General features: G+C 65.8%; 20 protein-coding genes and 1 tRNA gene. 7 read left to right on the top strand and 14 right to left on the bottom strand.

Annotated features, from left to right (window positions below):
* Nucleotides 1-27: 27 nt before the first annotated feature.
* From ACXYMN_RS12600 to ACXYMN_RS12580, 5 genes are all read left to right on the top strand, one after another.
* Nucleotides 28-822, top strand: a complete 795-nt coding sequence (locus ACXYMN_RS12600) for a DUF533 domain-containing protein (RefSeq protein ID WP_459014034.1) — start codon at nt 28-30, stop codon at nt 820-822.
* Between the two features lie 13 nt (nt 823-835).
* Nucleotides 836-1,714, top strand: a complete 879-nt coding sequence (locus tag ACXYMN_RS12595; protein ID WP_459014033.1) for a DMT family transporter — start codon at nt 836-838, stop codon at nt 1,712-1,714.
* 186 nt (nt 1,715-1,900) lie between these two features.
* Nucleotides 1,901-2,833 carry a DMT family transporter gene (locus tag ACXYMN_RS12590; protein ID WP_459014032.1) on the top strand — a complete coding sequence of 311 codons (933 nt, stop codon included), beginning with the start codon at nt 1,901-1,903 and terminating at the stop codon, nt 2,831-2,833.
* An 85-nt stretch (nt 2,834-2,918) separates the two neighbouring features.
* Nucleotides 2,919-4,196, top strand: a complete 1,278-nt coding sequence (eno, locus tag ACXYMN_RS12585) for a phosphopyruvate hydratase (protein ID WP_459014031.1) — start codon at nt 2,919-2,921, stop codon at nt 4,194-4,196.
* A 298-nt stretch (nt 4,197-4,494) separates the two neighbouring features.
* Complete coding sequence (locus ACXYMN_RS12580) at nt 4,495-5,145, top strand: DedA family protein (protein WP_459014030.1); 651 nt, start codon at nt 4,495-4,497, stop codon at nt 5,143-5,145.
* 4 nt (nt 5,146-5,149) lie between these two features.
* Here the strand turns inward: ACXYMN_RS12580 and ccmE are convergent, their stop codons facing one another.
* The 4 genes from ccmE to ACXYMN_RS12560 form a co-directional block, all read right to left on the bottom strand.
* A complete protein-coding gene (gene ccmE / locus ACXYMN_RS12575; protein ID WP_459014178.1) occupies nt 5,150-5,611 on the bottom strand; it encodes a cytochrome c maturation protein CcmE in 462 nt (153 codons plus the stop codon).
* Between the two features lie 250 nt (nt 5,612-5,861).
* Complete coding sequence (gene olsA / locus ACXYMN_RS12570) at nt 5,862-6,698, bottom strand: lyso-ornithine lipid O-acyltransferase (protein ID WP_459014029.1); 837 nt, start codon at nt 6,696-6,698, stop codon at nt 5,862-5,864.
* Nucleotides 6,695-7,456, bottom strand: coding sequence for an L-ornithine N(alpha)-acyltransferase (gene olsB, locus ACXYMN_RS12565; RefSeq protein ID WP_459014177.1), 762 nt, complete (start codon nt 7,454-7,456; stop codon nt 6,695-6,697). Before olsB ends, olsA begins: the two co-directional genes overlap by 4 nt.
* A gap of 100 nt (nt 7,457-7,556) precedes the next feature.
* Nucleotides 7,557-7,745, bottom strand: a complete 189-nt coding sequence (locus ACXYMN_RS12560; protein ID WP_459014028.1) for a DUF3553 domain-containing protein — start codon at nt 7,743-7,745, stop codon at nt 7,557-7,559.
* Between the two features lie 11 nt (nt 7,746-7,756).
* Here ACXYMN_RS12560 and ACXYMN_RS12555 point away from each other — a divergent pair, with 11 nt between their 5' ends.
* Complete coding sequence (locus ACXYMN_RS12555) at nt 7,757-8,377, top strand: histidine phosphotransferase family protein (protein WP_459014027.1); 621 nt, start codon at nt 7,757-7,759, stop codon at nt 8,375-8,377.
* A 156-nt stretch (nt 8,378-8,533) separates the two neighbouring features.
* Here the strand turns inward: ACXYMN_RS12555 and ACXYMN_RS12550 are convergent, their stop codons facing one another.
* From ACXYMN_RS12550 to ACXYMN_RS12520, 7 genes are all read right to left on the bottom strand, one after another.
* Entirely contained in the window at nt 8,534-9,799 is a 1,266-nt protein-coding gene (locus ACXYMN_RS12550) for a glutamate-5-semialdehyde dehydrogenase (protein ID WP_459014026.1), read from the bottom strand.
* 27 nt (nt 9,800-9,826) lie between these two features.
* Nucleotides 9,827-10,933, bottom strand: a complete 1,107-nt coding sequence (gene proB, locus ACXYMN_RS12545; RefSeq protein WP_459014025.1) for a glutamate 5-kinase — start codon at nt 10,931-10,933, stop codon at nt 9,827-9,829.
* Entirely contained in the window at nt 10,921-11,973 is a 1,053-nt protein-coding gene (obgE, locus tag ACXYMN_RS12540) for a GTPase ObgE (RefSeq protein WP_459014023.1), read from the bottom strand. Before obgE ends, proB begins: the two co-directional genes overlap by 13 nt.
* An 82-nt stretch (nt 11,974-12,055) precedes the next feature.
* Entirely contained in the window at nt 12,056-12,595 is a 540-nt protein-coding gene (locus tag ACXYMN_RS12535) for a GNAT family N-acetyltransferase (RefSeq protein ID WP_459014022.1), read from the bottom strand.
* A 208-nt stretch (nt 12,596-12,803) separates the two neighbouring features.
* Nucleotides 12,804-13,073, bottom strand: coding sequence for a 50S ribosomal protein L27 (rpmA, locus tag ACXYMN_RS12530; RefSeq protein ID WP_459014020.1), 270 nt, complete (start codon nt 13,071-13,073; stop codon nt 12,804-12,806).
* Nucleotides 13,074-13,101: 28 nt separating this feature from the next.
* On the bottom strand, nt 13,102-13,752 hold the full coding sequence (locus ACXYMN_RS12525) for a 50S ribosomal protein L21 (RefSeq protein ID WP_459014018.1): 651 nt from the start codon (nt 13,750-13,752) through the stop codon (nt 13,102-13,104).
* Between the two features lie 213 nt (nt 13,753-13,965).
* The gene (locus ACXYMN_RS12520; RefSeq protein ID WP_459014016.1) at nt 13,966-14,781 is read right to left on the bottom strand and encodes a DUF2059 domain-containing protein; all 816 of its coding nucleotides are present in this window, start codon (nt 14,779-14,781) and stop codon (nt 13,966-13,968) included.
* 147 nt (nt 14,782-14,928) lie between these two features.
* Between ACXYMN_RS12520 and ACXYMN_RS12515 the strand changes: the two genes are divergently transcribed.
* Nucleotides 14,929-15,018: transfer RNA gene (locus ACXYMN_RS12515), tRNA-Ser, on the top strand.
* A gap of 567 nt (nt 15,019-15,585) precedes the next feature.
* On the opposite strand, the gene ACXYMN_RS12510 is transcribed toward ACXYMN_RS12515, so the two are convergent.
* The 3 genes from ACXYMN_RS12510 to ACXYMN_RS12500 are packed head-to-tail and all read right to left on the bottom strand — an operon-like array spanning nt 15,586 to nt 18,271.
* Nucleotides 15,586-16,140 (bottom strand): TadE/TadG family type IV pilus assembly protein, encoded by a 555-nt coding sequence (locus ACXYMN_RS12510; protein ID WP_459014015.1) that lies wholly within the window; start codon nt 16,138-16,140, stop codon nt 15,586-15,588.
* Between the two features lie 11 nt (nt 16,141-16,151).
* On the bottom strand, nt 16,152-16,682 hold the full coding sequence (locus ACXYMN_RS12505; RefSeq protein ID WP_459014014.1) for a TadE/TadG family type IV pilus assembly protein: 531 nt from the start codon (nt 16,680-16,682) through the stop codon (nt 16,152-16,154).
* Nucleotides 16,679-18,271, bottom strand: coding sequence for a pilus assembly protein TadG-related protein (locus ACXYMN_RS12500; RefSeq protein WP_459014013.1), 1,593 nt, complete (start codon nt 18,269-18,271; stop codon nt 16,679-16,681). The genes ACXYMN_RS12505 and ACXYMN_RS12500 overlap by 4 nt, the downstream gene beginning before the upstream one ends.
* Nucleotides 18,272-18,333: the final 62 nt, after the last annotated feature.

Genomic DNA, 18,333 nt, shown 5'->3' with positions numbered 1-18,333 from the left:
TTACCCCATGATCAAGGAGTTGACCCGATGAGCCTGATGAAAACACTGACCAAGGTCGCCTTGGGCTATGCCGCCGCCCGCGGCGTCGACCGCATGTCCTCGGGCAAGGGGCTTTCGGGCCTTTTCGGCGGCGGCGCGCAGCTCAAGGGGGATCATCCGGCGACCAGGACGGGCAGCCAGATGGCCAGTCAGATGCAGTCCGGGGCGAGCCAGGCCGCAAGCCCGATGCAGGGCCTTCTCGAGAATATGAAAAAGGCCGGTGTCGACCTGTCGGCGATGATGGGCGGCAATGCATCCGCCGCGCAGGGCCGGTCCGGCGGCCAACAGGGCCTGCTCTCGGCCCTGCCCGGCGCCGGATCGGGCGGCATCGCGGGCATGCTGGCAGCCGCGGGCGGGGCGGCGATGGGCAGCAGCGGTGCCGACAAACTCTTCGACCAGTTCAACGCCGACGCCGTCGCACCCGAGCTCGAAGCTTCCGCGGGCCTGATGCTGCGCGCGATGATCCAGGCCGCCAAGGCCGACGGCAAGATCGACGCGGACGAAAAGGCCAAGATCCTCGAACTGGTGGGCGACGACGCCTCCGCCGAGGACCTCGCCTTCGTCAAGGCCCAGCTCGACGCTCCGATCGACGTCGAGGCACTGGCCGCCGACACCCCCGAGGCACAGAAGATGCCGGTCTACTCCGCCTCGCTGATGACGATCCGCGTCGATACCGACGACGAGGCCCGGTATCTCGACGAACTGGCCAGAGCGCTGGGGCTCGACGAGCCGACGGTGAACGCGCTGCACGTGCAGATGGGCAACCGGCCGCTCTACGTCTGAGGCCGCGGCCATCATGGCGGCACGCACCCCGGCCTTCGGGCTCGGGCTGGCGACGGTCGGCGCGCTGATCCTGTCGCCGGACGCGCTTTTCATGCGGCTGTCGGGCATGGACGGGTTGCAGATGGTGTCCTGGCGCGGCACCTCGATGGGTCTCCTCTTCCTGCTGGCCTGGGGCCTGACCAGCGCCGATCGCCGCCGCGACCTCAGGGTCCTCGGCACCGGTGCCGGGGCCATCATCGTCGCCGCCCAGATCCTCAACGCGCTGCTGTTCCCGACCGGCATCGCGCTGGCCCCGGTGGCGATCATGCTGATCGCGGTGGCCACGAGCCCGGTCTGGTCGGCCCTGCTGTCGCGGGTGCTCTACGGTGAAAGAACCGGCATCGCCACATGGCTGACCATCGCGGCGGTGCTCTCCGGCATCGCCATCGCGGTGACCGGCACGGGCGACATCGCTCTGACCCGCGAAGCGCTAATGGGCGCGCTCTGCGGCGTCGGCGTGGCCTTCATCCTGGCGCTCACCTTTTCGGTGCTGCGCTTCCACCCCGAGGTGCCGATCCTGCTTGCCATGGGGCTCGGGGCCCTGCTGGCAGGCGGCCTCGGCATCGTCGCGACCGGCCCGGCCCACATGGCGGACGGCAACCTGCCCGCGATCCTCGTCACCGCCCTGCTGATCCTGCCGGTCTCGTTCTTCTGCCTCTCGCTTGCGGCGCGCTACACCGCGGCGGCCCATGTCAGCCTGCTGATGCTGCTCGAGACGGTGCTGGGCCCGCTCTGGGTCTGGGTCGGCATCGGCGAGGCCCCGACGCCCCGCATGCTCACCGGCGGCGCGCTCGTGGTATTCGCGCTGGCCCTCTTCCTCGCCCGCCGCAAACGCCGCCCGGTCCCACCCTGACCGCGCGCCCCCCCCCTTGCCCCCCGGCTCCGGTCGCGGCGCGCCCCTGCTCCTTTCCATTTCCGAAATACGCCGGGGGTGAATTGGTCCGCCACGGCGGGCCAAGAGGGGGCTGGCCCCCTTCGCCGCTGGCCAAGCGCGCCGATCCCGGTTACCGCCGGACACCAAACCCACACGCGAGGCAAGATGGACAACCTGCGCGGCATTGCCCTGATGGTGCTGGCCATGGCGGCCTTCGCCATCGAGGACGCCTTCATCAAAGTGGTCGCCCGTGACCTGCCGACGGGCCAGATCCTGATCGTGATAGGTGCGTCGGGCGGTGCGGTCTTCGCGCTCATGGCGTGGCGCCGAGGGATCACGCTTCTCGGCCCCGACCTGGTGCTGCGCCCGGTGCTGCTGCGCAACCTCGCCGAGATCGTCGGCACCATCGGTTTTGTCACCGCGATCACCACGATTCCGCTCTCGACCGCGTCGGCAATCGCTCAGGCCATGCCGCTGGTGATCACCATGGGGGCCGCGCTGGTGTTTGCCGAACAGGTGGGCTGGCGCCGCTGGTCGGCGATCCTGGTCGGCCTGACCGGGGTGCTGGTGATCATCCGTCCCGGCGTCGCGGGCTTCGATCCCAATGCGCTCTGGGCGGTTCTGGCGGTTTTCGGCCTCGCGGCGCGCGATCTGGCGGCCCGGGCGGTGCCGCGGACGATCCCGCATCTGCAACTGGCCGCCTACGGGTTTCTCAGCCTGATCCCGACCGGCCTGCTGCTGCTGCCGCTTGCCGCGACCCCTGTCGCGATGCCCGATCCGCGCCTTGCGCTGCTTCTTTCGGGCGCGGTGCTGTTCGGGATGCTGGCCTACTACGCCATCACCTCGGCGTCGCGCACCGGCGATATCTCGGTGGTCACACCGTTCCGCTTTTCGCGGATGCTGTTCGCGCTGATCATCGGCATGGCGGTCTTCGGCGAACGGCCCGACGCGCTGACCTATCTCGGGGCGCTGCTGATCCTGGCTTCGGGCACCTACACCTTCCTGCGCGAACGCAGGCTCGGTCGCACCCGGCAACCCACCCCGGTGGGCGTGGCAGTACCGCCGCCGCCACGACCGGACGCGCCGCGTTACCGCTAACAAATCCGGCCCGTCTCCGTTTACAAGCGCTTGCGGAGTGGTGTAGATCGAACAAAGGTCCCCCGATACAAAAGAGTATTAGCCCATGAGCATGATCATCGACATCCACGCCCGAGAGATCCTCGACAGCCGCGGCAATCCCACGGTCGAAGTCGACGTCACGCTCGAAGACGGCACCATGGGCCGTGCGGCGGTGCCCTCTGGGGCGTCGACCGGCGCTTACGAGGCGGTAGAGCGTCGCGATGGCGACAAGGCGCGCTACATGGGCAAGGGTGTGCTCGAGGCCGTCGATGCCGCCAACGGCGAGATCGCCGACGAGATCGTGGGCTGGGACGCGACCGAGCAGGTCGGCATCGACCGCGCCATGATCGAACTGGACGGCTCGGACAACAAGGGGCGCCTGGGCGCCAACGCCATTCTCGGCGTGTCTCTGGCCGTGGCCAAGGCCGCCGCCGATCACACCGAACAGCCGCTTTATCGCTATGTCGGCGGCACCTCGGCGCGGATCCTGCCGGTGCCGATGATGAACATCATCAATGGCGGCGAACATGCCGACAATCCGATCGACATCCAGGAATTCATGATCATGCCGGTGGCCGCAGAGAACATCCGCGACGCCGTCCGCATGGGTTCCGAAGTGTTCCACACCCTCAAGAAGGAACTGTCTTCGGCGGGCATGTCCACCGGCCTCGGCGACGAAGGCGGCTTCGCGCCAGAGCTTGGCTCGACCCGCGACGCGCTCGATTTCATCCTCAAGAGCATCGAAAAGGCGGGCTACAAGCCGGGCGAGGATATCTACCTCGCGATGGATTGCGCCGCGACCGAGTATTACCGGGACGGCAAATACGAGATGAAGGGCGAAGGCAAATCGCTGACATCCGAGGAAAACGCCGACTACCTCGCAGCGCTTTGCGACGCCTACCCGATCATCTCCATCGAGGACGGCATGTCCGAGGACGATTGGGACGGCTGGAAGATCCTGACCGACAAGCTGGGCGGACGCATCCAGCTGGTGGGCGACGATCTGTTCGTGACCAACCCCGCGCGCCTGAAGGACGGCATCGGTCGCGGCGTCGCCAACTCGATGCTGGTGAAGGTCAACCAGATCGGCACCCTGACCGAGACCCTGCAGGCGGTCGATATGGCGCATCGCGCGGGCTATACCAACGTCATGTCGCACCGGTCGGGCGAGACCGAGGATGCCACCATCGCCGATCTGGCAGTTGCCACGAATTGCGGGCAGATCAAGACCGGCAGCCTGGCGCGGTCGGACCGGCTGGCAAAGTACAACCAGCTGATCCGCATCGAAGAGATGCTGGCCGAAACCGCGGAATACGCCGGTCGCTCGATCCTGCGCGGCTGATCGCAGTCCGCCATGATCCGGCGGCGTGCGGGCCTTCTGGCCCGCACCCATGGCATCTCGATCCGGGCCAGATGGCCCGGAGCTCGGGTCTGGCCCACGTGGCGAAGGCGCGCGTTTGACCCTGTCCCGCGCCTGTGACACCGCCCCGCCGCTCCCGCCCGAAGGACCGATGCCGAACCGCTTCGCCGAACGGCGCCCCCCCATGCGACCGGTCGCGGATCCGCGCGGCATTTCGCCCCCCTGGCGCAACTTTTGGCCCGCCTCGCGCGTTGTGCAGGGAACCCACGAAGGAGGGCCCATGTCCGGCTGGATCACCCAATTCCTGAGCGATAACGGCTATTGGGCCGTCGCCCTGTTCATGTTCATCGAGAACGTGTTCCCGCCCATCCCGTCCGAAATCGTGATGCCGCTGGCGGGCTATACCGCCTCGACCACCGGGCGATCGCTGGTCCTGATGATCCTCGCCGGGCTGGCGGGGTCGGTCGCGGGCGCGCTGTTCTGGTACTGGATCGGCATCCGCATCGGCACCTCGGGGCTGCGTCGCGTGGCGCGCCGCTATGGCCGCTGGCTGACACTGACGCCCTCGGACGTCGACAAAGCCGACGGCTGGTTCGACCGGCACGGCCACAAGGCGGTCTTCGCGGGTCGGCTGATCCCGGGGGTGCGCACGCTGATCTCGGTTCCTGCGGGCCTGTCCGAGATCACGTTCCGCCGCTTCATGATCTACACCACGCTGGGCACGGCCCTCTGGACCACCGCCCTGACGCTGGCAGGCTGGGAACTGGGCCAGAACTACGAGGCCGTGGCAAGTTATATGGGGCCGGTCTCGAACGTGATCATCGCCGGGATGGTGCTCTGGTACCTGTACCGGGTGGTCACGTTCCGACCCAAGGCCGAGGCGATCGCCGCCAATGACGTCCACGCACCGGCATCAGACCCCCGGCGCTGACCGGTCAGCTGTCCGGCGGTGCCTCCCCCTTCGGGTCCTGGTAGACGCCCTGCGCCTTCAGCGCATCGACGACTTCCTTGGGCATGTAGGTCTCGTCGTGTTTGGCCAGGATCTCGGAGGCCTCGAAGGTGCCGCCGACCAGCCGCCCGGTGCCGACCATGCCCTGATTTTCCTCGAACAGGTCGGGCAAGACGCCGCGATAGGTCACCGGCACGCTGGCGCCGCCATCGGTGACCCGGAACGAGATGGTCTCGCCCTGCCCGCGCTTCAGCGACCCTTCCTCGACCAGGCCGCCGATCCGGAAGACCTCGTTCGGGGCGGGCGGCGCTTCGGCCACCTGGCTGGGCGAGCGGAAGAAATTGATTCCGTCGCGCATCGCATAGCCGATCAGCGCCGTGGACACGACCAGCGCCACCGCCGTCAACGCGACGATCTGGATGCGGCGTTTCTTCTTGAGGTTGGTCAGGGCCATGGGACGTCGCGCCTTCGTCTCGAAACATTCAACGGTGAAGATATATGCGATCCGGCGGCCCGCGCCTAGGGGCGCATGCCATCAACAGAGCAATCCGGCCTGCGACCCGGGCGCGCAGGCCGGGCCATACCGCGCGGCGCAGCGGATGCGCGGGTGCGGCGGTCCGGGGCACCGCGGATGGGACACTGCGGCCCGGGGCCCCTGCCGTTCGCCGTCGCCGGGATAGCTTGCCGCACCCCGACGCCTAGCCCGCCTGACCTCGGCGTGACGCCTCGAACCCCTTGCGCACCTGGTCTTCAAGCTGCCGCGCCAGCGTCTTGCGATTGGGAAAGGTATCGACGCGCACCGGCGCATGGTAGACCAGCTCGACCGCGCCCTGCCGCCGGGCCGCCAGCGTTTTCAGCAAATGCGGTCCGAAGTCCATGTCGCCCCACCAGCCGTAGAAATTGGACTCTTCGCCCTCGGGCGGGCGATAGATCAGCGTTACCGCCTGCATCTGCAACTCGTGGCGGATCCGCTCGCTCAGGAAGGCCTCGAACAGGGTCGTCTTGAACGGCAGCACCCTGAGTCCGTCGGTCGAGGTGCCCTCGGGGAAGAACACCAGCCTGTGCCCGTGGTGCAACCGCCATTCGAACACGCGGGTCTGTTCGGCGGCGTGTTTGCGGTCGCGCTCGATGAAGACGGTGCCGGTCGCGCGCGCCAGCCAGCCGATGCCGGGCCAGGCCGCGACCTCGGATTTGGACACGAAGTACAGGTTCATGCGGGAATTGAGCGCGAAGATATCGAGCCAGGACGTGTGGTTGGCCACCAGCGCCCCGTGCCCCTTCAGCGGCGTGCCGCGATGGCGGATCGGCAGGCGCAGGATGACGAAGGCCGCGCGGCAGACGCCTTGGGTGATATAGGGCGTGACCGGTCGGCGCATGCCGCCGAGGGGCCGCTCGATCAGGCGGGCCAACAGCAGGACAAGCAGCCCGCCGAAGACCAGCACGCCCAGAAGCGTGCCGCGCCAAGCCACGCGCAGCCAGTCGCCCGGACCGAACCGCCCGGGCGGCGGTGCGTCCGTACCGTCCCAGGTGTTCATCGCTGCCCCCGTTCATAGAGCGCGCGGCGGCTCGCGTTCAACCGCGCGGTGTCCATGATCAGGCAGACATCGACCGTGTTGAAGGCGTGATCGACAAACGCGCCCTCGCCCACGGTGCCGCCGAGGCGCAGGTAGGCCTTGATCAGCGCCGGGGTGTCGCGCACCGCCTGCCTGCGGTCGACCGCGGCCTCTGGCATCAGGTCCATCGGCTGGAACACCCGCGACCGGACCCGCAATTCGGGCGGCGCGAGGTGCTGGTAATGCAGGTTCGACAGAGGCTGGGCCAGGGCGCGCGGCGCCGTGCCCGGAAAGCTTGCCACGCCGAACAGGAGATCGATGTCGTGGTCGCGGATATACGCCGCCAGTCCCCGCCAGAGATGCATCATCGCCGCCCCGCCGCGATAATCGCGGTGCAGGCAGGACCGTCCCAGCTCCAGCAGGCGTCGGTTCGCGCGTTTGAGCAATGTCAGGTCGTATTCCGCCTCGGAATAGAACTGCCCGGCCTGCCGCGCCTGATCGTCGCGCAACAGCCGGTAGACGCCCACCACCGGATCAGCGCCGCGCGCGTCGTCGAACAGCAGCAAATGGTCGAAGACCGGATCGAACCGGTCCCGTTCCAGCCGGGCCGCGTGATCGACCATCGGACCGCCGCCGCCCAATTCTGCCACGAACACGTCATAGCGCAGCCGTTGCGCGGCGCGCAGCTCATCCGGTGTTGCCGCGAGGGCGACGCGAAACCGGGGCACGGTGTGCGGCATCCGGGCGGTGTCTCTCATGGCGCGACCCGGTCTAAAGGGCCACCGGGACGATTGCCAGGCGACCGTCATCCGGTGTTAAGTTTCTGATAACCTTACGCACCTAGTCTTGCCCGAAGATCGGAACCAGAAACACGCGGGTACCATCAATGACGACCTTGCCCTCATCCCTGAAATTGACCGTGATGCGACCGTTGATGTTGGATTGCACCTGGCCACGGCCCCAGTCGGGGCGGTCCGGATGCTCGACCAGCATTCCCGGCTCCAGCATCGCGTTCAGATCGTTGGACATGGGGCAGCCTCATGGATAGCCAACTGGATGTGATGCAGTGTAACGCAGAGCTCGCGGCGCTGATAGGGTCGCGCATCTGCCACGACCTGATCTCACCGATCGGGGCGATTGGCAACGGCATCGAGTTGATGAACATGACCGATGCAGGCGCGATGAGCCCGGAAATGGAACTGGTGGCCGACAGTTGCCGGGCGGCGCAGGCCCGCATCCGCTTTTTCCGGGTGGCCTTCGGGTCGGCGGGCTCCAGCCAGAACGTATCGGCGCAGGAGGCCGGCAAGATGCTTGCCGATTTTGCCCTGGGTGCGCGGCAGCGACCCGACTGGACCGTGACCGACGCCTTGCCCCGCTGCGAGGTGCAGCTGGCGTTCCTCGCCTATCTCTGCTTCGAGACGGCGATGCCCCATGGCGGTCGCATCCGCATCGCCAACGTGGACGGCATCTGGCATCTGCAGGCCGAGGCGGACCGCCTGTCGGTCGATCCCGGCCTCTGGTCGAGCCTGACCGGAACCACCAACGCGGGCGCGGTCGCACCTGCAAATGTGCAATTCGTGCTGCTGCCGATCGTCGCCGCCGACCGGGGCCGCCCCATTTCCGTGGGCCACGGTGAGACGACGCTGACGCTGACAGTCTGACCGTCGGGCAGGATCGGGGCCCGCACGTCAGTGCGGGCCCCGCCGGTCGGATCGCGTCAGCGATCCGAAACAATACGATGTCACCGGTCGGATCGCGTCAGCGATCCGAAACGTCCTGATATCACTTGCCGGATCGCGCCAGCGATCCCGCGCCGCCTATTTGCGCACTGTCCCGTCGCCCGTGACGAGGTACTTGAAACTGGTCAGCTGCTCGACACCGACCGGACCGCGTGCGTGCATCTTTCCTGTCGCGATGCCGATCTCCGCGCCCATGCCGAACTCGCCGCCATCGGCGAATTGCGTTGACGCGTTGTGCATCAGGATCGCCGAATCCACCCGCGCAAAGAAGCGCGCCGCGGTGTCGGCGTTTTCCGTCAGGATGCATTCCGTATGTGACGACGAATGCTGCCGGATATGGGCGATGGCCGCGTCGACATCCGCCACCACCCGTGCCGCGATCACCATATCGAGGTATTCGCAGCCCCAATCGCTGTCCTGCGCCGCAACAACACCCGGAATAGCGGTCAGCCGCGTGTCGCCCCGGACCTCGACGCCCGCGTCGATCAGCGCCCGGATCACGCCCTGCCCGATGGTGTCGACCACGTCTTCGTGGATCAGCAGACACTCGGCGGCACCGCAGATGCCGGGGCGCCGGGTCTTGGCGTTCAGCACCACGTCCAGAACCTTCTGCGGGTCCGCCTCGGCGTCGATGTAGATGTGCACGATGCCTTCGAGATGGGCAAAGACCGGCACCCGGGCCTCGCGCTGCACAAGCCCCACCAGCCCCTTGCCACCGCGCGGCACGATCACGTCGACATAGTCGGTCATGGTCAGAAGTTGGCTGACAGCGGCGCGGTCGCGGGTGGGAACACGCTGGATCGCGTCTTCCGGCATCCCCGCGGCGCGCAGGCCCTGCGCGAGGCAGGCATGGATCGCGGCGGACGAATGGAAGCTTTCCGACCCGCCCCGCAGGATCACCGCGTTGCCGGCCTTGAGGCAAAGCGCGCCCGCATCCGCCGTCACGTTGGGCCGGGATTCGTAGATCACACCGATCACGCCCAGCGGGGTGCGCACGCGCTGGATATGCAGCCCCGAGGGCCGGTCCCATTCGGCGATCACCGCGCCCACGGGATCGGGCAGCGCGGCGATGTCGCGGACCGCCTGCGCCATCGCCGCCACCCGCGCCTTGTCCAGCATGAGCCGGTCCATCATCGCATCCGACAGGCCCTTCGCGCGACCGTATTCAAGGTCCTGCGCATTGGCCGCCAGAATGGCGTCGGTCTGCGCAACCAGCGCCTCTGCCGCGGCTTCAAGGGCGCGGGTCTTGACCTCGGCCGGGGCCGCGGCCAGCTCTGCCGCCGCCGCCCTGGCGCGCTTGCCGATGTCGTCCATGAGCGTCGCGATATCGATGTCGTCTTTCATCTGCCAAGTCCCCTTTGCTGGCCCGGATCAAAGCGCCATATCGTCCCGATGCACAAGCACCGCGCGCCCCGGATAGCCGAGGATCGCCTCGATCTCGGCGGATTTGTGCCCTTGGATCGCGCGCGCCTCGGCGGCGGTGTAGCGTGTCAGGCCCTGTCCCAGAACCGCGCCATCGGCGCCCCTGATCGCCACCGGATCGCCGCGCCCGAAGCTGCCCTCGACGGCTGCGATCCCGGCGGGCAACAGCGACCGTCCGGCGCACAGGGCAGTCACCGCACCCGCATCGAGGATCAGCGTGCCACGCGTCTTCATCGCCGCGATCCAGCGCTTGCGGGCGGTGTGCGGGTCGCCCTGCGGCGTGAACCACGTGGCGGGCGCGCCGTGTTCCAGCGCCACCAGCGGGTGCATCCGGGTGCCTTCGGTGATCGCCATCGCGCAGCCCGCCGCCGTGGCGATCTTGGCCGCCATCAGCTTGGTCTTCATGCCGCCCTTCGACAGGCCAGACCCGGCATCGCCCGCCATCGACTCGATCTCGGGGGTGATCGCGTCGATCACGTCAAAGCGACGCGCGTCGGGGTCGTCATTGGGGTTGCCGGAATAGAACCCGTCGACGTCCGACAGCAGGATCAACTGGTCGGCCCCCGCTGTTACCGCCACCTGCGCCGCGAGCCGGTCGTTGTCGCCATAGCGGATCTCGTCCGTGGCGACGGTGTCGTTCTCGTTGACGATGGGCACCACGCCATGCGCCAGCAGCGCCTCCATCGTGGCGCGCGAATTGAGGTATCTACGCCGGTCGGCGCTGTCCTCAAGCGTCACCAGAACCTGCGCGGTGGTGATGCCATGCGGGGCCAGCACTTCTTCCCAGGCGCGGGCCAGCCGGATCTGACCCACCGCCGCGGCGGCCTGGCTCTGCTCCAGCGGCAGGACGGTCGCGGGCAGGCCCAGCACGCCGCGTCCCAATGCGATGGACCCCGATGAGACCAGCACCACGTCGGTGCCCCGTTCGCGCATCTGCGCCACATCCTCGGCCATGGCGCGCAGCCAGTCGGTGCGCAGCGCCCCGGTCGCCCGGTCGACCAGCAGCGCCGAGCCAATCTTGACGACGCAGCGCCGGGCGGCGCTCAGGGTTGCCACTGGCCCGTCTCCTCCGCGGCCTCGACAGGATCGGCCTTCTTGCGCCGCAGCCGTTCGTCCTCGATCTCGGCGCGGAGCGCGCGCAAGACCTGGGTCACTCCCTCGCCCGAGATGCCCGACATGGTATAGACGCGCTGACCCGCGACCTCTTCCAGCTCTTCGCGCAGGAAAGCGCGTTCCTCGTCGTCCATGGCGTCGATCTTGTTCAGAACGGTGATGCGTGGCTTGTCGGCCAGGCCCGCGCCATATTCCTCGATCTCGTGGATGATGGTCCGGTAATCCTCAAGCAGGGTTCCAGAGGTACCGTCGACCAGATGCAGCAAGGCGGCACAGCGTTCGACATGGCCCAGGAACTGGTCGCCAAGCCCGCGCCCTTCATGCGCGCCCTCGATCAGGCCCGGGATATCGGCGACGACAAATTCGACGTCATCGACCCCGACCACGCCAAGGTTGGGATGCAGCGTGGTGAACGGGTAATCCGCGATCTTGGGGCGTGCGTTCGAGGTGGTGGCGAGAAAGGTGGACTTGCCCGCGTTGGGCAGCCCCAGCAGGCCCACATCGGCAATCAGTTTCAGCCGCAGCCAGATCGTGCGGTCGATACCGGGTTGCCCGGGATTGGCGCGGCGCGGCGCCTGGTTCGTCGATGTCTTGAATTGCAGGTTGCCCCAGCCGCCATTGCCGCCCTTGGCCAGCGTCACGGTCTGACCAAGTTCGGTCATGTCGGCCAGCACGGTTTCCTGATCCTCGTCGAGAACCTCGGTCCCGACGGGCACCCGCAGCACGATGTCCTTGCCATCGCGACCGGTGCGCTGGCGGCCCATGCCGCCCTGACCGTTCTCGGCAAAGAAGTGCTGCTGATACCGGAAGTCGATCAGCGTATTCAGCCCGTCGACAGCCTCGACGATGACCGATCCGCCCCGGCCGCCGTCGCCGCCATCGGGCCCGCCATATTCGATGTACTTCTCGCGCCGGAAGCTGGCCGCCCCCGAACCGCCGCTGCCAGAGCGGATGTAGACCTTGCAGAGGTCGAGAAATTTCATGGCGTGGCCTCGTCGATGAAGTGTCAGAGGCGATAGTCGGAATGCACGCCCCGCTCAAGGGGCCGCGCGCGCCGATCCGGCCTCAGGAAAGCTGTTTCAGATAGGTCCAGGTCGGCACCGTGGCGCCCCGGGCGATGCAGAACTGCTCGGCGTCGCCGATATAGTCGAAGCCGCAATTGGTCAGCACACGGGCCGAGGCGGCGTTGTCCTGGAACACGGTCGCGAACATCGTGGCGTTGCCAAGCGGGTTGGTTTCGACCAGCACCCGAACCGCGTCAGAAGCCAGACCGGTGTTCCAGAAACCCGGGGCCACCCAATACGCGATCTCGGACTGGTTGCGGTCCATCCGCTTGAGCGCGATGACGCCCATCAGCTCCGGCGCGTCCGACAACTGCCCGTCGATGGCCCAGATATCCTCGGTCCGATCGGGCGCATGGGCGCGTGCGATATAGGCCTCGGCGGCACCCGGCGGATAGGGATGCGCGATCTCGCCGGTCATGCAGGCCACCCGTTTGTCGCCCGCATAAAGCGAGATCAGGCCCTGATCCGAAACGCGCAAGGGACGCAGCACGAAACGGTCGGACGATATTGTCGGTTGAAGATCGGTCTGCTCGATCGTCATGGCAGGGTCTCCTCCTGGTGCCGGTGCGGGTCTTGTGGCGCGGGTCGTGCGGTACAGGGTCGCATCCGGAATGTAGGGCGAACCGACCGCGAATACACCCTGCCGGTTCAAATGACAGCGCATGGCCCAAGGTAAAAAACGGATAAAATACAAAGGGGACCGGCCCGTCGCCGATCCCCCGATTGTCTTCTAGCGGCGTCGGACTGGCTTATTCAGCGGCCTCTGCCACTGGCAGAACCGATACGAAGGTCCGGCCCTTGAAGCCCTTGCGGAAGCTCACCGCGCCCTCTTCGACCGCGAACAGCGTGTGGTCCTTGCCCATGCCGACACCGTCGCCCGCATAGAACTTGGTGCCGCGCTGGCGCACGATGATATTGCCCGGGATGGCCCGCTGCCCGCCATAGAGCTTCACGCCCAGACGACGACCGGCAGAGTCGCGACCGTTGCGGGAGGAACCGCCTGCTTTTTTATGTGCCATTGGTTAAGTCTCCTTGATCTGTCGGCGCTTACGCGCGCGTCTTGGCCTCTTCGACCCATTCCGGCTTCACCTTCACAGCGTCGAAGCTGTCGGCGTCGATGGCGGCGAGCTGTGCGAAGGTGGTGATCCCGGCCTCGTTCAGCTTGCTTTCGGCCGCGGGGCCGATGCCGTTGATCTCCTTGAGATCGTCCTTGGCGCCCTCGGCGACGGCGGCCTGTGCCACCGGCTGTGCCTTGGCCTCATCATTCTTGACGCGGGCCTTCATGTCCGACTGCTCGGAGCGGTTGGACGTGATCCGGTCGTCGCCATGGCCGCGCGGCAGGATGCCCGCACCGATTGCCGCCTTGACGCCGGATGCGTCCGCGCCCGATGCCAGAATGTCGGTCACGCGTACCAACGTCAGCTGCTGGCGGTGGCCCTTGGTGCGCTGCGACGAGTGCTTGCGGCGACGCTTGACGAAATGGATGACCTTGTCACCCTTGATCTGGTCGACGACTTCGGCCTGAACCGCGGCCCCGTCGATGAAGGGGGCACCCACCGTGGTGTCATCGCCACCCAGCATGAGAATCTCGTTGAACTGGACGGTTTCGCCAGCATCGGCCGCAAGCTTCTCCACGCGGAGCGTATCGCCCGCCTGAACCTTGTATTGCTTGCCACCGGTCTTCATCACCGCGAACATGCGCGTCTTCCTTGTCTTGCCGCGTTCTTCGGCCCCGCCTCATGCGGTGTTTCCGGGGTGTCCCCGCCTCGAACAGCGCGCCCGGTTTCGGGCGTCGTGAAATCCAAAACGACAAGCGGGGCGCAGGGCCCCGTCTGTCAGAGCCGCGCTTATGCGCAGGAACACCCCTGCTGTCAAGCGCCGCCGCGGGCGAACATCGCCCCGATGCGCCGCTTAAAGGTCGATGCCCGACATCTCGGCGGCGGCCCCCAGACCGAGCGCATAGGAGATGTCGTCATACATCTGCCCGAAGCCTGCAAAAAGCGCCCGGTTGAGCGCCCTTCCCACCTCTGATTCCGACAGCGTGACATAGGTTTCAAGCTCGGCGTCGGTCAGCGGCCCGTACGCCATCATGAGATAGCCATAGACCCATTCCTCGGTGTCGCGGCGGGTGGCCTCTTCCTGCCCCCAGATATCGTCCAGCATGTCGGCCTCGCTCATCTCGAGCGCGCCGCCATCCGCCAGACCGTTGTAGAACGCGAAGGACGCATTGAGCGCGCCGGTCACGTTCTGCTCGATCAGGTCGTTGGACACGACGAAACGCTCGATCAGGGCGATCGTCGGATCACCCTCGCCGGTCAGATTGCGGTAATCGGCGCGCGCGGCCTCTTCGACATCCTCCAACAGCAGCGCCTCGCGCGCCCCGATCTCGAGTGCGACAACCTCGCGGCCAAGGTCGCTGTCGAAAAACTCCAGCAGCGGTCCGACCGCGTCCGGATCGAGCGCCGCGCGGATACCCTCGGAGACCGAGGCCACCATGGCGTCGGCATCATAGATCGAGGCGACGGTCTGCTGCCAGCCGACACTGGGCCCGCCGAACATGTCGCGGGCAAGATCGGTCGCGTAGCCCTGCCCCTCCTCGCGCATCACGGCGATCGTCGCGTCGATGCGCAACAGGTCGATCAGGTCATCGACCGGGGCCGCGAATGCCGCGCCCGGTCCGGTCGACAGCGCCAGGCAGAACGCGATGCCGCCGGTTATCTTGCTCATGAACATCAAAGCGGTCCCTTGCCTCACCTGCGCCAGAGATACGATCTGCGCGCCCGGTTTCCAACCGCTGGCTGCGCATCGCGAAAAATTCGTGTCGCCCCGGGTTGCAAGCGCCCGCACCCTTGGGTATTGGCGGCTCCAGACCGCGGAGAGGTGCCGGAGTGGTCGAACGGGGCGGTCTCGAAAACCGTTGAGCCTTCACGGGTTCCCAGGGTTCGAATCCCTGTCTCTCCGCCAACTGCCTTGTTCAAATCTTTCAGTTTACATAAAAGATCTGAACTCTAGGCTGTGCGGATACCTCCCGAGATACGTTTCGCGCAGCCGTTCGTGTTGTCATTGAATTTATCGGTTTTGGCTTTTGGCTCGCAATTCGCGGGTCAGCTCGCGATTAACGTTTCGAACCAGTCGCTTTGCGCGACCCCCTGAATTTCAGACACCGACGCAAGCTGCAGTTTGCGGTCTGCTGGTTTTCAACACGAAGGAGATCAGAGATGCCAAAACGGAAGCGACATCAGACTTTCCGATCCAATCAGGCGGGCGGCAGACCGGAAAGACGACTTCGACAAGAGCTCATGATCGGCAGAAACAGATCGTGCGCCGCGCCTGATATCAGCGACCGGAATACACGCCCAAATCCCGTGATGTTCTGTCCTGTGCCCAAACCAGCGGCTTTCCCGATGTGAAGGGGCGCTGTCTTGCGTTGCATCTCGCCCTGAGTTCACCACGCTCAGGCCGCACGGCCCGCATCGATTTTGCCCGGTCGCCCTACACGCCCTCGGCACACCATGGCAGCTCTGGAGGGTCTCAACCCGCCGCTTCGGCGGCCTTCGCGGCATAGCGGGGTCGGGTGAAACTGAACGTGGTGATGTCGAAAGGGTTCAGGCCGATCTGCAGCGCCGGTTGATAGTGATCGATCGTCTCCACCACGAACAACTGGTCCCCGTCGATCACCGGCGGCAGGCGGGTCTCGAGGGCGTCGGGTCCCTCGCCGTCCAACGTGCCACTTGCGGACCGTGTTTGGGACCACACGATATCCCATCCGCCGATTTCGCCGTCATACTCGACGAGGCTCACGCGCAGCGCCCCATCGGAGCCATTGCTCAGGGTCAGCGTCTGGAACAGGCTGAACGTGCTGTCGATAAAGCCCTCGTCGATATAGTCTGTCTGCCGCGAAAGGATATCGCTGATCGCGTAATTCGCCTTCTGGTTCACGTTCTGCTGGCGGAAAGCATCGAAATAGACCCACCCGACCCCGAACAGCGACAACAGGATCGGCAGCACGATCACCGCCTCGACGTTGACATAGCCGCGCGTGTCTTTTGCGAAGGCGGCCAGTCGACTTTGAAGAAACCTCATCATGTATCCCATCCTCACAGCGGTTCGTTTACGAAGGCACTGCTCGAGACGAGTGCCGTATAGCCATTCTCGTCCTTGGGCAGGCTGGCATTGAAGCCGCCCAGGGGCGTGATCGGCTTGTACTTGAAACAGGCCCTGACCAGCATGACCTCGTGCGCGTCACCCTGCTGGAATGTGCGGTGCGGCGTTGCGACCGCGCCGGTGTCCACGCACTCGGCCCGGGCGGACGGTTGCTGCCAATCCGCCATATCGAGACGGATCATCTCGAGATGCAGATTTGCCTCGCAGGACGGCAGGATCGCAGCGCCGTTACAGATCGCATCCTTGAGCGTTGCCGCGTCACCCGGCAATTTGCCGATCTTCAGATCGCGCATTGCGGTATCGACCGCGCGCTCCATGACCGTTTGGCGGACGGTCATCGTGCCCAGTTCAATGGTCGAGATAATCAGCGTCAGGAAGATCACCATCCACAGCGTGAAGGGCACCACCATCGTGCCGTCCTCGTTCTGGCGGAATTGCCGAAGCACCTTGCAAATACGCGTCATTGGATCAGCCTCAACTGGGTCAGGTTACGGGCAATTCCGGAGAACGTGTTCTCCAGGTCAGAGCCCTCAACGTCGAAGAAATGGGAGGCCGAAGAGGCACAATCCCTCATGGCCCGGCGCCCTTCCTCCGGGGCCTCCACGCCGATGGCATAGACGACCACACCTTCCTGCTTGGCCGCGCCACAGATCTGGGACAGCCGCGCATCGGCGAAATCACCACCTGCAATCGCGCGATACGGAGACAGCAGGGTCTGATAGCGGTCCCAATCCATCACGCCGTCCGCGTAAGGCCTTTCGAACAGTAGGTCTGCCGCCACGCGGGTGCCGAAGCGATGGAACACGTCGTTGTAGCTGAGTTCGTGCACATGGGCAGGATTGGTCTCGAGACCGTCGATCCCGGGCTGGTAGCGCGCATCTTCGTCCCCGGCGAGGCGCGTCCAGAAGTAGCTGTAGGGACCATCGCCCGGACCTGCGCCCGCTGCGGAGGACGCGCCAGGGATCGGGTCGACCCGAACGGAATAGTCATCATCCGAGAGGTCTTCGGTTCCGTAGGTGTTCACGAAGATCCCCGTGAGCGCGTCTGACGGCTTCAGTCCGGGCTTGAGGTCATATTGCGTGGTGTTCTTGCCATCCGTCATCAGGACGATGAATTTCTGCGTGTCCGCGGTGCCATAGGCGTCGGGACGCTGGGCATGACCGTCATTGACCAGACCGTCCTCGGCCATCGCCCCGACCACGCCACGTGCCGAAGGATCCAGCAAAGCGACCCCCCACTTCATTCCGACATCGATCGCCGTGTTGCCGCCAGCGGTCAGCGTGGCGATCTGGGACTTGAGCGCTGCCGGGTCCGAGCTGTGAACGACGATGGACGCGGTATCACCGGCGTGGCACCAGTGCCGGTCCGCCTGACCTGCGATGGAGTCCGTGGAATAGGGGTCGAATTGCCCGAGCTGTTCCAGAAGGACCGAGGTGTCAAGCGCCGTGCTGAAGAAGGCGTCATCCGCGAATACGGCACAGTTCGAATAGTCGTGCTGCCGGTCGAGCGCGATGTAGTCCGGTAATATCGTGCCCATGTTGACCGTCGCGTTGTAGGGGACGATCGACACGGTCGTGGACACCTGCGTTGCCTCCGATCCGAGGACATTGTCGACAAACGTGCTGGCGGCCTGCTTCAATTGCTCGATCTTGCGACCCGACATCGACCCGGAGATATCGAGGATCAGCGCGATCTCGATATTCGTCACACCGTTTTCCGCGGTCGCCAGGCCCTCGGCCTGGAGGTTGTCGAAGCCAAGCAGTTGAATGAAGTTCGTCGGCATGACCTGCCGCCCGCCTGCCGTCACCTTACGGTAGGACTTGTCTTCCACGGGCGTGACGCCGACCAGTGCCTCTTCCATGTTCTGCACGCGGAAATAGTCGCGTACGACGGTTTCGGCATCCTGCTCGTTTTCGATGGACGCCGCCGCGAGCACTGCACGGTCGAGCGCGTTCTGCATCTTGGTACGCTTGAGCTCGGCATGCATCAGGTCCACGCCAATGCCCCCGAACGCCATCATCACGAAGGCGGTCGTCAGGCCCAGATAGGACATACTGCCTTGCTGCTCGGTCCAGAACCGCTTGGCGCATTCCTGAATGATATCACGCGCGACAA

This window comes from Roseivivax sp. CAU 1753 (assembly GCF_054482575.1).
The sequence above is the reverse complement of the archived record's forward strand: the minus strand, read 5'-3'. Positions and strand labels throughout refer to the sequence as shown.